Annotated in this window: 12 protein-coding genes; 11 read left to right on the top strand and 1 reads right to left on the bottom strand. The window is 26.4% G+C overall.

All coding sequences use genetic code 11. The annotated features are described in order from the left end of the window. The 9 genes from AWT72_RS01925 to AWT72_RS01885 form a co-directional block, all read left to right on the top strand. On the top strand, positions 1-330 hold a 330-nt coding region (locus AWT72_RS01925), incomplete at its 5' end, for an alpha/beta hydrolase (RefSeq protein WP_156413065.1). After that, entirely contained in the window at positions 305-1954 is a 1650-nt protein-coding gene (gene recN / locus AWT72_RS01920) for a DNA repair protein RecN (RefSeq protein WP_067139988.1), read from the top strand. The genes AWT72_RS01925 and recN, both read left to right, overlap by 26 nt. After that, positions 1947-2828 carry a site-specific tyrosine recombinase/integron integrase gene (gene xerA / locus AWT72_RS01915; RefSeq protein ID WP_067139985.1) on the top strand — a complete coding sequence of 294 codons (882 nt, stop codon included), beginning with the start codon at positions 1947-1949 and terminating at the stop codon, positions 2826-2828. Before recN ends, xerA begins: the two co-directional genes overlap by 8 nt. Continuing rightward, a complete protein-coding gene (locus tag AWT72_RS01910; protein ID WP_067139982.1) occupies positions 2818-3213 on the top strand; it encodes a hypothetical protein in 396 nt (131 codons plus the stop codon). The genes xerA and AWT72_RS01910 overlap by 11 nt, the downstream gene beginning before the upstream one ends. 9 nt (positions 3214-3222) lie before the next feature. Further along, the gene (locus tag AWT72_RS01905) at positions 3223-4323 is read left to right on the top strand and encodes a cysteine desulfurase family protein (RefSeq protein ID WP_067139979.1); all 1101 of its coding nucleotides are present in this window, start codon (positions 3223-3225) and stop codon (positions 4321-4323) included. A 9-nt stretch (positions 4324-4332) separates the two neighbouring features. Next, a complete protein-coding gene (locus tag AWT72_RS01900) occupies positions 4333-7437 on the top strand; it encodes a DNA polymerase III subunit alpha (RefSeq protein WP_067139976.1) in 3105 nt (1034 codons plus the stop codon). A gap of 12 nt (positions 7438-7449) precedes the next feature. Continuing rightward, positions 7450-7770 (top strand): rhodanese-like domain-containing protein, encoded by a 321-nt coding sequence (locus AWT72_RS01895; RefSeq protein WP_067139973.1) that lies wholly within the window; start codon positions 7450-7452, stop codon positions 7768-7770. A 342-nt stretch (positions 7771-8112) separates the two neighbouring features. Further along, positions 8113-13221: an OmpA family protein gene (locus tag AWT72_RS01890; RefSeq protein ID WP_067139970.1), complete on the top strand. Its 5109-nt coding sequence runs from the start codon at positions 8113-8115 to the stop codon at positions 13219-13221. Between the two features lie 99 nt (positions 13222-13320). Further along, positions 13321-14262 carry a hypothetical protein gene (locus AWT72_RS01885; protein ID WP_067139967.1) on the top strand — a complete coding sequence of 314 codons (942 nt, stop codon included), beginning with the start codon at positions 13321-13323 and terminating at the stop codon, positions 14260-14262. A gap of 13 nt (positions 14263-14275) precedes the next feature. Here the strand turns inward: AWT72_RS01885 and AWT72_RS01880 are convergent, their stop codons facing one another. Then, positions 14276-15316 carry a patatin-like phospholipase family protein gene (locus AWT72_RS01880; RefSeq protein ID WP_067139963.1) on the bottom strand — a complete coding sequence of 347 codons (1041 nt, stop codon included), beginning with the start codon at positions 15314-15316 and terminating at the stop codon, positions 14276-14278. 115 nt (positions 15317-15431) lie between these two features. On the opposite strand from AWT72_RS01880, the gene dapD reads away from it, so the two are divergent. Both dapD and AWT72_RS01870 read left to right on the top strand, forming a co-directional pair. Then, entirely contained in the window at positions 15432-16121 is a 690-nt protein-coding gene (gene dapD, locus AWT72_RS01875) for a 2,3,4,5-tetrahydropyridine-2,6-dicarboxylate N-acetyltransferase (RefSeq protein WP_067139960.1), read from the top strand. Between the two features lie 158 nt (positions 16122-16279). Then, entirely contained in the window at positions 16280-17464 is a 1185-nt protein-coding gene (locus AWT72_RS01870; protein WP_067139957.1) for an ROK family transcriptional regulator, read from the top strand. Positions 17465-17474: the final 10 nt, after the last annotated feature.

Below are 17474 nucleotides of genomic sequence, written 5' to 3'. Positions count from 1 at the left end.
AAATCAACATATAATACATATTTACTATATAATCCATATTTTAAAGGAGTAGACGTTAAACACCCTTATGCATCGCCAGTATATGGTAATTTTAAGGGATTCCCTAAAACTTTAATTCAATATGGTGGCTTAGAAATATTAAGTGATGATAGTATAAAAGTATGTGAAAGAATGAAAGAAAGTGGCGTTGACTGTAGAATAGAAGGATACGAAAATATGATACATGTATTCCAAATTATAAATTTTTTAAGTGAAGCTAAACAAGCGACAAATAGTATAGCTAATTTTATAGGAGAAATATTCAATGATAAGAGAGTTGAAAATAAATAATTTAGCAATAATAAAAGATTTAGAAATAGATTTAGAAACTAATTTTTCAGTATTAACTGGGGAAACAGGTGCAGGTAAATCTATAATTTTAGATGGAATTTCATTTTTGACAGGTGCTAGGTCTAATGTTTTAGCAATAAGAAATGGCGAGAAAAAATTAAGTGTTGAAGCAGTCATTGATTTAACAGATGAAAATATAGAAAAGTTACAAGAAATAACAGACACTATTGATTTTTCAGATAAAGAATTAATAATTTATAGAGAAATAGGTATAGATTCTAAATCTAAAATAATAGTAAATGATAAAAGAGTTACTTTGTCTACACTAAAAAATATAATGGAACAATTAGTTGATATAGTTGGGCAACACGAAAATCAATATTTACTTAATAAGACTTATCATATAAATTTATTAGATGCATTTATAGACAAGAAAAAATATAATTTGAAAAGTATAGTAAGTGATATAAAAAATCTAAATGTTGAAATAGACAGGTTAGAAATAGAAAAAAAAGAAATACTAGAAAAAAAAGAATTATATAATTTTAATATACAAGAAATTGATAAATTAGAACTATATGATGGCATAGATGAAGAATTAGAAGCAGAATATAAATTGATATTTAATTCAGGCCGTATAAAAGAAGCCTTTGCTAGATTAGTTTATGAATTAGATGAAAATGTTTTAACAGGAGTTAAAAATTGTGTTAGAACCATAAATAGTATATCTGACGTTTCAACTGAAATTTCTGATATTAATGATAGATTAGAAGATATTAAAGAACAGTTAAATGATATATATAATGATATATCATGTAAAGATATTTCAGAGGATAATGATACTAAATTAGAAGAAATTGCAGACAGATTAAATAAAATAAATAAGATAAAAAATAAGTATAAAGATAGTATAAGTAATATCTTAATATATAAAGAGCAAATGCAAGAAAAGTTATCTAATATAGAATATTCATCTGATAAAATAGAAGAACTTAAAAAATTAAAAGATGAAAAAACTAATATGTATTTTGAAAATGCAAAACAACTAAGTAAAGATAGAAAAGAATATGCTAAAAAATTAGAAAAAGAAATAAATAATGAGCTATATGAACTTAATATGAAAGGTGCATCATTTAAAGTAAACATAGATATTAAAGATGGAATGCATGAAAATGGTATAGATGATATTGAGTTTATGATAAAGGCAAATGAAGGTCAAGAATATAATAAGTTATCAAAAATAGCATCAGGTGGAGAAATTTCAAGAATAATGTTAGCATTAAAAGTTGTATTTTCTAGGGTAGATAATTTATCTACATTAATATTTGATGAAATAGATACGGGAATATCGGGTGAAACTGTAAAACTAGTTGCTAAAAAACTTAGAAAATTATCAAAAAATATACAAGTAATATGTGTAACACATTCACCTAGTATAGCAATTATGGCAGATGAACAATTTTTAATAGAGAAAACTACTGATAATTCTATTACAGAAACTGAAATTAAAAAATTAAATGATGAAGAAAGAATAGATGAAATTGCTAGAATAATATCAGGAGATAGTATAACTACTGCTCTTAGAAATCATATTAAAGAAATGATGAAGGGTAAAAATGAATAAAGAAACAAGTTTGTATATTAGAGAATTTTTGGATTACTTAAAGATAGAAAAGGGTTTAAGTGAATTAACTATTAGAAGTTATAGAGTGGATTTGAAATCTTTTTTTAAAAAAACACAAAAAGAATATAATAATGTAGAAAAAGATGATATATATGCCTATATAGAAAATATGAAAAATATGTTTAAACATAATACTGTTCAAAGAAAAATATCATCACTTAAAACTTTTTATAAGTATCTATATATGAATAAACTTATTGATAAAGACCCAACTAATACCATAAAAGCAATGAAAAAAGAAAAAAGACTACCTGATATATTAACTGAGAGTGAATTTAGTAGAATATTAGAAACTTTTAATCATGAGCCTAAGAGTGTTAGAGATAAACTAATCTTAAAATTACTAATGGCAACAGGTGCTAGAATTTCTGAAATAATTAACTTAGAAATAAGAGATATAGAAGATAACGAATATAGATATATAAGAGTATTGGGTAAAGGTTCTAAATATAGATATATACCTATATATGATGAGATAGCAAATGAAATAAAAGAGTATATAAAAACGGAAAGAGAACTATTAAAGCATAGTAGAAGAGATCATAAACTATTTACTGGTGCTACAAGAACTTCTTTTTATCTAGTTTTTAAAGAACATGCAAAAAATTGTGGAATAGAAAAAAGTGTTCACCCACATATGATAAGACACTCTATTGCAAGTTTATTATTAAAAAATGGGGCAGATATTAGAATAGTTCAGGAATTATTAGGTCATGCAAGTATTACAACGACTGAACTATATACTCATGTTGAAAAATCAAAATTAAAGTCTATATATGATAGTATAGGTTTAGGAGAAGAAAATGAAGATTAAAAACGCATTAAGAAAAAATTTAAAAATTCAAATAACACTAATTTTAATATTTTTGACATATTTTTTAATAGACCTAAATCATAAATTTGTATTTTTATTTATGTTTTCATTGCTATTATTCGTAAATAATTTAATTAGAGAATATTATAAAGATATAATAGATATAATTGAATATAGTCTACTATGCTTTTTAGATATAAGTTACACATTTTTAGGAAGTTTTAATATTGAATATCTTATTGTATATATAATAATGTTAGCAGCTTGTGTATACTTTGATATTAAAAAAAATATAGATGAAAAAGAAAAATATTTAGTAATTGAATTTGCTATAATATACACTTTACTTAAAGTGCTATTGGTTATATCTATGATAATTATATAGGAGAAACAAATGAAAAATATATATTTAGATAATGCGGCATCAACAAAATTTAGAGAAGAACTATTAGATGAGTTAGTAGAACTTAATAGAAATATATATGCTAATCCATCATCAGTTCATAGTTTAGGTAGGCAAAGTAGAGTATTACTTGAAAATGCAAGGCTAACAGTTGCTAAAAATCTTGGTGTTGATGCTAAAAATATAATATTTACATCTGGGGCAACAGAATCTAATAATATGGCTATTAATAGTGCTATAAATAAACAAAAGGAAATATTATGTTCTAGTATAGAGCATTCTAGTATATTAGAGCATATGAAGCAATTAGAAACGATGGGCTATATAGTAAAATATATAAATGTTAAAAGCGATGGAATGATAGATTTAGAGCATTTTAGAAGCCTAATGAGTGATAAGGTAGGCTTGGTAGTAGTAATGGCTGTAAACAACGAAACAGGCTCTATACAAGCTATAAAAGAAATAGCAAAAGAGATAAAAAATAAGAATATACATTTTCATGTAGATGCAGCACAATATATAACGAAAGAAAAAATGAATATTTATGAAATGGGTGCAGACAGTATGAGTTTTTCAGCTCATAAGTTCTATGGACCAAAAGGAGTAGGAATCTTATACATAAAAGATGACATAGCTATAAAAAAATTAATATATGGTGGTAAGCAAGAGAGAAATAAAAGAGCAGGTACTGAAAATTTATTAAACATAATATTATCTAGTAAGGCTTTAGAAATTGCAATTAATAATATGGAAAAAGAAAAAGCATATGTTAAAGGATTAATGGACTATTTTGTATCTAATATACAAGAAATGGAAAATATACAAATAAATGGAGAGAATAGAATAAGTAATATAATAAATATTAGTATTAAAGATAAAAATATACAATTACTATTACCTATGTTAGATTTAAAAGGTATATGTGTTAGTGGTGGTTCTGCTTGTATGAGTGGTAGTTTATCTGGTTCACATGTTTTAAAGGCTATGGGATTTGATGATGATAGAGTAATGTCATCTATAAGAATAAGTTTAGGTATATATAATACAAAAGAAGAAATTGATTATCTTATAACTACACTAAAAGAAATTTAAGGAGATATAATGTATATAAATTTAAAGCTACATACAGATTATACTTTATTAGAAGCAACTGCAAAAGTTGATGACTATCTAAAAAGAATAAAAGAATATAATCAAAAAAGTATGGCAATAACAAATACTTCCTTATTTGGAACAATAAACTATTATGAAAAAGCATTAAAATTAGGCATTAAACCTATAATCGCTTTAGAACTATATACTTATGGTTTGGAAATAGAGGGAGAATTTGCAATAACTGTTTATGCGAAAAACATTGATGGTTATAAGGCTTTAATAAAATTGAGTACAGTATCTAATAATAGGAGAATAGCAAATAGAAATATAATAGATATACAAGAAATTTCTAAGTATAGTAAAGATTTAGTTGTATTAGTTGGTGGTATAAATTCAGAAGTTTTTAAGAGTATAGATAATTTAGATTATGCACATGCTAAAAATGTGGTAATTAAATATAATAAATATTTTGATGATTTTTATCTTGAATTACCTGCTTTTAATATGCTAAAACGAAATATAGAAGAGTATATAGACATAATAAAAGAAACTGAAACTAAGTTTGTAATAACTAATGACGTATATTATTTAGATAAAGGAGATGCCTTTATACAAAAAATAGTAACTGCTATTAAAGAAAATAGAAATTTAAGTTCTATAAAAACAGCATATAAGCCAGAGGATTTATACTTAAAAGACTATAATCAAATTTCAAAAGATTTAGAATATATAGATAAAGAAATTTTTGATGAAGGTATAAAAAGTATAGGAGAAATAGTTGATAAATGTAATGTAGAAATAGAATTATCAAATAAAGAGTTACCAATATATTTAAAAAATATTAATGAAAAAGAAGTTTTAAAAGATTTAGTATATAAGGGTTTAAAAGAAAAAAATATAACAGATGATAGATATATTAAAAGAATAGAATACGAAATAAGTGTAATAGATAAAATGGGATTTAATTCATATTTTTTGATAACACAAGACATAGTCAAGTTTGCAAGAGAAAATAAGATATTAGTTGGTGTAGGTAGGGGTTCGGCTGCAGGAAGTTTAGTATCATATTTATTAGATATTACTAAAATAGACCCCATAAAATACGACTTAATATTTGAAAGATTTTTAAATGCTGGTAGAAAAAGTATGCCAGATATAGATTTAGATTTTGAAGCAAATAGGCGTGAAGAAGTAATAAGTTATGTAATGCAAAGATATGGACAAGATTATGTTTCAAATATAGTAACTTTTTCTACACTAAAAGAAAAACAAATTTTAAGAGATTTAACAAGAGTTTTAAATAAGACATTATCAAAAGATGATAAATCTAGAATTTTATCTAAATTATTAGATAATGTAAGGCATAGTTCTATTCATGCATCAGGAGTTATAATCTCAAGAGAAAAATTAGAAAATATAGTTCCTATATATAAAGATTTAGAATTAAAAATAAATGTATCTCAATATGATATGAAAGAATTAGAACATTTAGGGCTTTTAAAGATGGATTTTTTAGCACTTGCTAACCTTGATATAATATCTGAAACTATAAAAGATATAAATATAGATTTAGATAATATTGAATTAGATAATCAAAAAGCCTTTGAATTATACAATAAAGGAGATACTATAGGACTATTTCAAGTTGAATCAATGGGAATTACTAGCCTAATTAAAAGATTTAAAATAAATAGTATTCACGACATATCAGCAGCCTTAGCCCTATATAGACCAGGGCCTTTAGGTAGTGGTATGGTAGATGACGTAATTAAGAGAAAAAATAAATTAGAAAATATAGAATATGAAATAGATGATTTAAAAGGAATTTTAGATAATACATATGGAATAATGATATATCAAGAACAAGTTATGCAAATTGCACAAAAAATTGCAGATTATTCATTAATAGAAGCAGATGATTTAAGAAGAGCAATAAGCAAGAAAAAACCTGATATTTTAGAAAAACATAAAATAAACTTTATAACCAAAGCAGTAGAAAAAGGTTATGATAAACAAAAAATAGAAAAATTGTACTCTCAAATTGAAGCATTTGGAGATTATGGTTTTAATAAATCACACTCTATATCTTATGCAATAATTTCATATTACACAGCATATTTAAAAGCAAATTATACAAAAGAATATATGAAAGCATTATTAAATCATAAGATAACAGACTATAATAAGTTAAATGTATATTTTAATGAATTAGAAAAGTATAATATAAAATTAGAAAAACCTAGTATAAATAACTCTAATGTTTTCTTTGTTGTAGAAAATGAGAATATTAGATATGCATTTTATTCAATAAGTGGAATAAGTCAAAATTTGGCATCAGACATAGTATTTGAAAGAGAAAAATCAGGTAAATTTACTGATATTAATGATTTTACATATAGAATGACAAAATATGGTATAAATCAAAGACAATTAGAAAGTTTAGCATTAGCAGGAGTTTTTGATGAATTTGAAATAAGTAGAAAAGAAGTTCAAAATAATGCAAAAGAAATATTAGAAATAGCCAAAAAAATAGTAGAAAGTGATGAAAATATAACAAGAACCCTATTTTTTACAGATAATAGTAGTATAGCCATGTACGAAAAAAAGAATATAGATGAATATAGTTTAATTGAATTAAGTAATATAGAAATAACAAAACTAGGTTTACCTTTGTTGTACTATAACTCAAAAGAGTATGAAAATCTAAAAACTATTCTTATACTAAAAAATAATATAGAATTAGCCTATGTATATAGTAAAGATAAGATAATATCTAATGGGGTAGAATACAAGAATAATTTAAGAAAAGATATAACAAAGTATATAAATAAACCTTGTTTTATAAGAAAAAACAAAAACTATATAAGCGACATTTTTAAATTAAAAGAAATAACAAATGTAAAAGTAAATATATTATTAGATAATTTAAGTGATGAAAAAAAACTTAATATAAAAAAAATTATGAAACAAAATACAGGTAATATAAAAGTTAATTTCTATAATAACAACATAAAATTAGATGGTAAAGTATATATAGAATTATCATATAAAACTATAAGCCAATTAGTTAAAGAAGTAAGTGTAAATAATATAAAAATAGTAATATCATAGTAAAGGAGTAACATGTTTAATATTTTTAAAAGTAAAAGTAATTTAAAATCTGTAAGTGTAAATGAATTAAAAGAAATTTTAGAAAAAGAAAAACCCATACTTATAGACGTCAGAACAACTGATGAGTATAGTGAAGGGCATATAAAGCAAGCACAAAACATACCGTTAGACCAAATAGATAAGGCGGTAGAAAAGTATAAAGACAATAAAAAACCTATATATGTAATTTGTAGGGGTGGAAATAGAAGTGAAAAAGCACAGAAATATCTTGCAAAGAATGGAATAGAAACAATAAATGTAAAAGGCGGAATGCTTGCTTGGGAGAGCATGTAGAAAAAAAGTATAGAAAAAGTTAAAACTTATCTATACTTTTTTAATATAAGTATAAAAATAATAAATGTAAAGGGTAAAACGCTCACTTGGGAGAATATGTAGAAAAAAAATATAAAAAAAAGTGAAAAATTTATTCATACTTTTTTAATATAAGTATAAAAATGGTTAAGTAATTAAAAAAAAATAAAAGCATAAATAATTATTAGTGTATAGGGGGTTAAGAAAAGTTAATTTTTTAATAAACGAAACGGTTATGCATTAAATTAGCCGAAAACCCTTGACTTTTATGCAGGGGGAGGGTATAATATATCGATTAGATTATTTAGTAAGGAGAGATAAAAGATGGAAATAAACGAAAAGATGAGATGGTTGAAACGATCATTAAAAAACAAGTACAGTATTACACTGGGTTTAATGATTTCGTTTTTAGTTAGTGGAACTTTATCGTTGGCAAAACCAGGGCAAACATGGGCTGGAGAGCATAATAGAGCTACAGGTGAAGATTCCGTAGTAGTTGGAGGTGGTTCTAATAGTGCTTCAGGAACTCATTCTGGTGTATTTGCAGGAGCACATGGCAAAGCAAAAGGATTAGCTTCAGTAGTAATAGGTGGTGGTTCTGAAAAAGTTGCTGGAAATACAGCAAATGGAGATAATACAGCTGCAATAGCTGGATATGCTAATACAACAAATGGATATGTTTCTGCAATAATAGGTGGAGCTAGAAATACAACAGATGGAAATTCTGCAATAATAGCAGGTGGATTTAGAAATAGTGCTAGTGGACAAAGAGCAGGAATATTAGGTGGACAAAGTAATGTTGCTGCAGGAACTTCATCAGCAATAGCAGGTGGAGAAAATAATACTTCAAAAGGAGTTAATTCAGGAGTTTTAGCTGGTGGAGCTAATAAAGCTAATGGAAGTCATTCTGCGGTAGCAGGTGGAGCAGAAAATGAAGCAAAAGGAACATCATCGGCAGTAATAGGTGGAGCATATAATAAAGCAACAGGTGAAAAATCAGTAGTATTAGGTGGAGTTACAAATGTAGCTAGTGGAAAACATTCTATAGTAGCAGGTGGTGGCGGAAATAAGCAAGCCAACATAGCTAGTGGGAATTATTCAGCTGTATTAGGTGGACATACTAATAAAGCTACTTCAATTAAATCAGTAGTTGTAGGTGGAGGTGTGAACACAGCAAGTGGAAAACATTCAGGTATAATAGCGGGTATAAATAACAAAGCTGAAGGAGAAGATTCAGTAGTATTAGGTGGAATAAAAAATAAAGCAACTGGAGATCATTCTGGAATAGTAGCCGGTGGTTCTAATAAATCATCAGGAAAACTTTCAGGAGTATTAGCAGGTTATCAAAATACTGCTTCTGGAAAGCAATCAGCAGTAGTAGGTGGTTATAATAATAATGCTAGTGGAGAAAATTCAGCTACATTAGGTGGTTATAACAACGTTGCTAGTTCAGTTAAAGCTGTAGTTGTTGGTGGTGGTAGAAACATCGCAAGTGGAAAACATTCAGGTATATTAGCTGGTTTAGATAATAAATCTATAGGTGAAAATGCAGTAGTACTAGGTGGTCAAAAAAATACAGCTAGTGGTAAAAATTCTGCTGTAATTGCTGGAGAAGGAAGCACAGTTTCTGGTGAAAATAGTGTTTCTATAGGAACTAAAAACGTTATAGACCAAGCAAATGTATATGTAATTGGTTCAAATGTAAATGCAAAAGGTGCTACAAATGCAGTTGTATTAGGTGATGGATCTAAAGCTGTGACTGGTGCAATTTCAGTAGGTAGTGCAGGTAAAGAAAGACAAATTAAGCATGTTAAAGCAGCTACAGAAAATACCGATGCAGTTAACTTCCAACAATTAAAAACAGAACTTGCTAAAGTTGGAAAAGGTGGAGACATTGTAGATATTACTTCAAGTGATAGTTCTGTAAAAATAGCAAAAACTAATGCTAATGGAAAGAAAACATTTGATTTAAAAGTAGATGAAGACAAATTAGCTAAAACTTTTGCTAAAAAAGATGCAAGTAATTTAGTTACTACTGATGTTACAAAATGGAAAAAGAAATTAGGAATTGGCGATGGAGAAATTTCAGAAAATGGTCCTAAGATAAATAATACAGTAACAGGTAAAACAGTACATACTTATGTAACAAAAGAAATAACAAAATTAGCAAATAAAGGGTTAAAATTTGCAGGTAATACTGGTGGAGAAGCACACTTAAAATTAGGTGAAAAATTAACTATTAATGGTGATTTAGCATCAGGCAAAGAAAGTTCAGCTAAAAATGTAACAACAAAAATAGCTGGTAAGACATTAAAAGTTGAAATAGCAACTAAACCTGAATTTGATGAAGTAACAGCAGGAAAAACAGCTAATAAAGTTATAATTGGAGATAACAAAATTTCATTAGGTGGTAAAACATATATAACTAATGCTGGAATAAGTGCAAATAGCCAAAAAATTACAAATGTTGCTGATGGTGAAACTGAAAAAGATGCTGTAAATAAAGGTCAATTAGATAAAGCAATTGCAAAAATAGGACCAGCTAAAAATTCAGTAGAAGTTACAGACACTACTAATGAAACAAAAGTAACAAAAACAACAACAGGTAAAAAAGATACATATAAAGTTGGACTAGCAGATAATGTAAAAGAAAAACTTAAATTAATAGGAGATGGAGTAATTTCTGATACACATGCTAATAAAGATCATACAGTAACTGGTAAAACAGTATTTGACTATGTAACAAAAGAATCTAAAAAATTAACTGATAAAGGATTAAAATTTGCAGGTAATACTGGAGAAGCTCACTTAAAATTAGGTGATAAATTAACTATAAAAGGTGGATTAGCAGATACTAAAACAAGTTCAGATAAAAATGTTAAAACAACTGTAACAGGTAAAGAATTAAAAGTAGAAATATCAACTAAACCTGAATTTGATGAAGTAACAGCAGGAACTACTAAAAAAGTTATAATTGGTGAAAACAAGATTTCATTAGGTGGTAATACATATATAACTGATACTGGAATAAATGCAAATAATAAGAAAATTATAAATGTTGACAATCCAACTAATGATAAAGATGCAGTTAACAAAATATATGTAGACAGTAAGTTAAAGAAAATAGCAGATGGAGTGGCTTCAGAGCTAAATTATGAAGGTAATGAAGGTGGAAAGCAAAAATTAAAACTTAAAGATGGTACATTTGCTATAAAAGGTAAAAAGAATATTGTAACTACTTCAAAAGCTAATGGAGAACTTGAATTAAAATTAAATGATAAGATTCAATTAGGTAAAATTATTATCGATGGACCAACAGGACATATAACAGGATTGACTAATACAATATGGGATCCAGCTAAAGTAGTAGCAAATAGAGCAGCAACAGAAGGACAATTAAAAACTATAGATGATAAAGTAAACACAAATACAAAAAATATAACAAATATACAAAAAGATATAAAAAATGTTGTTAAATATGATACTGATACAAAAGATAAAGTTACATTACAAGGTGGAACAAACGGAACAACTATTACTAATTTAAAAGCTGGTGTTAAAGAAAAAGATGCAGTAAATAAAGGTCAATTAGATAAACTTAAGGCAGAATTAGAAAAATCAGCTAAAGATTCAATAAAAATTGAAGGTAAAAAAGATGAAATTGTTGTAGATGAAAAAATAAATGGAAATGTTAAAACAAATACAATTGGATTAGCAAAACCTATAAAAGACCAAATCGATAGAATTGGTAAAGGTAATATTGTTGAAGGAGACAAAAATACAGTAACAGGAGATACAGTTCATAAATACGTTAAGAATAGCGTAGGTAAATTAGTTGACGTAACTTCAAAAGATGCTACAGTAAAAGTTACATCTAGTACAGATAAAGATGGTAAGAAAACATTTGACTTAGCAGTAAATAAAGAAAAATTAGCAGAGGATTTTGCTAAGAAAGATGCAAGTAACTTAGACAATAATAATGTAAAACAATGGGCTGAAAAATTAAGTAAAGATGCTAATATTGCAAAACCAGATACAACAAAACCAAGATTAGTAACTGACAAACAAGTTCATGATTATGTTAAAAATACTGCTGGAAGTTTAATCAACGTAGTTCATAAACCAAATAGTGGAGTAGAAGTAACTAAAGTAGAAGATCCAACAACTAAGAAAAAGACATTTACAGTAGGATTAGATGCACCAACTAAGAAAAAGATAGATGAAATAGGAACAGGTAAGATAACTGCTACAGATGAAAAGACAGTAACAGGTAAGACAGTATATGAATATGTTAAAGATAATAGTATCAATAAAGATGGAAGTAATCTTACTGTAAATCAAATTACAAATCTTTCTAAGAAATTAGTGGGTGTAACTTCAGATGATAAGACAGTAAATGTTAACACAAAAACTGATGCAACTGGAAAAGTAATATATGATTTAGGTGTTAATAAAAAAGCATTAGAAAATGATTTCGCTAAGATAGATGCAAGTAACATTAATGGAAAGAATATAACTGATTGGAGAAATAAATTAGGTATAGGAACTGGTGATGTTAAAGAAGGCGATCAAAATACAGTAACTGGAGACACAGTACATAAACACTTAAATACTAATTATTATAACAAGACAGAAATTAATAATAAGATAAACAAAATAGGTGCAGACACAGAAAAATTAAGTGGAGGTATTGCAACAGCATTAGCTATAGCAAGTATACCACAAGTAAGTGATAGACACTTAGTTTCAGTAGGAGCAGGTGGAGCATATTACAATAAAGCTGGTGGATTTGCAGTAGGAGTAAGTGGAACTATACCATCAAGAAGATTTATATATAAAGTAAGTGCAGGTATAGATACTAAGAAATCATTCGGTGTATCAGCTGGAGTAAATATAAACTTATTACCTGAAAAGAGAAAAACTGGTTTAGATCCAGTAGAATTAAATCAAATATTAGCTTCTTTACCTTCTAAGGATAAAGAACTTGAGAAATTGAAAAAAGAATTAGACGATCTTAAGATAAAAGTTGATGAAAAAGGAAACATTGAAACTAAGGGTAGCATACCAGTTAAATGTGGAACTACAACTAATTTATGTACAATTAGAGGATTCGAAGTAGATGGAAGAGAACCAAGTGCAGAAGAAAAAGAATCACTAAGACAAATAGTTAAAATCTTAAATGTATACTATAAAGATAAGATAATAGATATAGTAGGACATACAGATAATACAGCATCTCATGACTATAATAGTACATTAGGACTTACAAGAGCAACAAATGTAGTTAAATATTTACAAGAATATGGACTAGATAAGAGCATAGTAATAAGAAAAGTAAGTTCAAGAGGTGAAACAGAAATAGTTGAAAGAAATGATACACCACAAGGAAGATATATGAATAGAAGAGTTGAATTATTCTTTACAGATAAATAAAAATTAGATATTTAATATATATCCTTGATAAAAAGAAACCAGAAAGTATTGTGATATTATTGCTACTTTCTGGTTTTATCAATAAAATGGAGTGTGAAAATGAAAAAAATAATTGCAATATTAGGTATGACGATTTCTTTAACAATGCTTGCAAATGTTGAAAATGATTTTCAACAAGCTATAGTATTATTAAATTTAGGTAAAAAGTCAGAAGCAGTAAAAGCATTACAAAAAATAAGACCTAATAAGGGCGAAGAAGGAAAAATGTCTAGAGTATATTTTGCATTATATGAATTGTCTAATAATAATAAAGATAGAATTAAATATTTAAAATTAGCATCTAGAGATAAAAAATCTAATGATAGATTTGCAGTATCAGCTAATGAAATTTTAGCTGCTAATGAGAAAGACATTAATAAACAATTAATATTGATTAAAGAATTAAATACTAGAACAAAATATACTAATATACTATATATAGAAAAAGAAGCATTTGCATTATATAGATTAAATAAAGCCGAAGAAGTTGCAAAATTAAACAGTTTTGTAGATAAAAATGAGACATTAGAAAATAGAAAAGATTATTATTTTGGCTTAATGAATTCGTTATACTCTATAAAAAAATATCAAGAGGCAACTGAACTAGCTAATAAAGCATTAAAATTAGACTCTGATGATAAAGTGTATATTTCAGATATATATGTGGCATTAAGTAATCATTTTAATGAAAAAGAAGCTATTTTACCATTAGCATATAAGCAAATACAATTTGCTGAAATGACAAAGGAAAATAGAGCATTAATATTAGGTAAATTATTTTTAATTGCTGCTAAAGCAGGGGATGAAGATAATGAAATGAAATATTATAAAAAATTATTAGATGAGAAGGTAAACCATGTACAAATGGCACAATATTTATATGATAAAGATGAAAGTTTAATTGATAAAGCAATATCATATGCTAAAAAAGGTTTGAAATATAAAGAGAAAAATGCTCGTAATGTCTTAAAAGAATTGGAATCTTATAAGAAATCGAAGTAATATAAAAATGGGTTTAAACCCATTTTTTTATTTTATCTATTAATTCTTTATCATCAAATACTAGTTTTGTGTATTCATATAGGTACTGTGTGGCTAATGACTTGTTAGTTACTTTGTGATTTATTCTAAGATAATTATCGTTGGCATTGAATAAATTAAAGATAGTATTTAATATTTCTCTATGCCCTTTATTAGTGGCATCAAAAAATGATGAAGTATAATTATGTGCATAAGACCCTAAACTTCCAAGTCCTACAAAGTTAATAAAATCTATATCGTTTGATTTATTTTTAATATATTTCAAAAAATTATTTTCTTTAGTTAAATAATCAAGCATCTTATTTTTCAAATACTTAGTGTCAAAAATATTTTGGCTTGAATTTATTTCATCTAGTGTACCAATAGAAAGTATTTTTATTTTGCTAGCATCTTTTTCTATTTTTAATGCTATACTTAAAGCTACTAATGATGGGTCGTTATATAGTACACCACCATCAGAATAAAATTTACCATTTATTTCGTGTGGTTTAAATAGTCCAGGTAATGCAGTTGATGAAGCTATGGCATCAACAATATCTTTTGTAGAACTATTTTCATCTACTCTAAATATTTTAGGTTCTCTATCTGAAATATTAATACTTATAGTGTAAAAAGGCTTATTTATTTTTTTATTAATAAGTGTTTCTCTCATATGTGCCTTATATTTTTCACCTGTTTTATTATTCGTTTTAAAAATATTTATTCCATCTTTAATTTCTATACCTATAACTTTTTGGTTTTCTTTTTTTAAAATTTCTTTTAGGCTATTAAAATTATTTTCATATATTTCGGCTATAGTAAAAGTTTTTCTAAGATTTTCAAGATATTGTTTTTCTATTGTATTTACGTCATAACCTAGTCTAATAAAACAAGCTAACATAGAACCTACACTTGTTCCTATTATTATGTCAAAATAATCATTTAAATTACCTAATTCTTTTTCAATTTTTTTTAATACTTGTATTTGGTAAAGACCTCTTAGACCCCCACCATCTAGGCTTAAAATTTTTAACATTTTACTCACTTCCCCCTATACTAAAATTATATCACTAAAAAAAATATATTGCTAGTTAATAAATAAAGTGTTAAAATATATACAATAGAATAAAAAAGGATAGGTAGTGATAAAAATGACAGAATTAGAAAAATCAAAAGAAATTATTTCTTTTATATCAAATAGCGTGAAAAAGACTTTAACTACTTTAATAACTGATGAAGAAATATCAAATAATTATGGGTTAAAAGTTATAGGGAAAGATTTGAAATTTATTCATGGAGATTATGAGTTAATAAAAAAAATAGTAGATGAAAATAGGCTTTCTAATTATTATTTAGAATGTGATAGAAGAAATTCAGCAGTTCCTTTATTAGATATAAAAAATATTAATGCTAGAATAGAGCCAGGTGCTGTTATAAGGGATATGGTAGAAATAGGAGATAAGGCAGTAATTATGATGGGGGCTATAATAAATATAGGAGCTAAAATTGGTGCTAGAACTATGATAGATATGGGTGTTGTAATGGGTGGTCGTGCTGTTGTAGGTAAAGATTGCCACATAGGAGCAGGAACTGTACTAGCAGGTGTTATAGAGCCACCAACAGCAAACCCTGTAGTTATAGAAGATAATGTTGTTATAGGGGCTAATGCTGTGGTCTTAGAAGGAGTTAGAGTAGGTAAAGGTTCAGTTGTAGCAGCAGGAGCAGTAGTAACAAAAGACGTACCTAGTGGAGTAGTAGTAGCAGGAATGCCAGCTAAGATAATAAAAAATGTAGATGAAAAGACTGAAAGTAAAACAGAAATAGTAGAAGAACTTAGATAAAATTAAAATAAACTAAGGTATTGGTTAATAAAATAATTTGACCATTAATATTCATTTTTAAAAGGCTTAAATTTATAATTGTGTTTTTAGTTTATAAACTGCACTTTTAAAAAATTTAAAATACTTTTATTTTAGAAAAAACAAGGTAGAATTAAAACATGAGAAAGAACATTGTAAAATTAAATGAAAATGAGTATAAGATACTAGACTTAATTCTTAAAAATAATGAAATAACTTCGTTAGAATTAGCAAAAAATCTTAATGTTTCACCAGCAGCAATATCAAAAATACTTAAAAAGTTAAGAAAAGAAGAGTATATATTTGAAAAAGAAGAAGTGAAAAATATAGGTAAAGGAAGACCTAGAAAAATTATGAGCATTAAAAATGATATCAAAATGATTTTAGGTGTGAATTTTGGTGCTGATTTTATAGATATATCTGTAGGTAAGTTAGATGGAAGTATAATAGAAACAAAAAGAAAAAAGTTTTTTATGAAAAAAAAAGATAGTTTAGTTGATTTATTACTAACTGAATTAGATTCTTATTTTGAAAAATACGATAAAAACGACATAGTAGGAATAGGTTTAGCCTTAAACGGAATAATAGATTCAGAAAATAGGAATGTTATATTCTCACCATATTTTAAATGGTCAAATTTTAAAATTGGAGAATTAGTTGAAGAAAGATATAATATACCAACTATGATAGATAATGACGTAAGAGCAATGCTTAATGCAGAAATCCTATTTGGAAAAGCCAAAAAAATGGGTAATATATTTTATCTATATATGAAAAATGGTATAGGTTCTTCAATGCTAATAGATGGTAAAATATATAAAGGTTCTAATAATCAAGCAGGAGAAATAGGACACTTTATTATTAATAAAAATTCTAATTTTGCATGTAAGTGTGGTAAAGTTGGTTGTATTGAGACAGAATTTTCTGAAAATTCGATAAAATTAATGGTACATACAGAGTATGAGAAATTAGGTCAGTACATAGTACAAGAAGATATTAATATAGTTGATATATATGAAAATGCCAAAAAAGGTAATGAAGTATTAGCTAAAATTGTTTCAAATATCTCATATAAAGTGGGAGAAACAGTAGGTAATGTAATGAATGTGTTAGATATTAAAGATATAATAGTGTCTGGAGATATAGTACATTCAGGGGAAATATTTAAAGTAAATTTTGAGAAAGGAATTAAATCTTCTTTGACAGAGAATTTTTGTTCTAAGATTAATTTACATTTAACAGAATTAGGTGATAATGCAGAAAAATATGGAGCATTATCATTAGTAATGAATAATTTATTCGCAAATTTAAAATTGATTAAATAATATTTTTTAG

It is taken from the genome of Oceanivirga salmonicida (assembly GCF_001517915.1).
In the GTDB taxonomy this organism is placed as follows: Bacteria; Fusobacteriota; Fusobacteriia; order Fusobacteriales; family Leptotrichiaceae; genus Oceanivirga; species Oceanivirga salmonicida.
The sequence above is the reverse complement of the archived record's forward strand: the minus strand, read 5'-3'. Positions and strand labels throughout refer to the sequence as shown.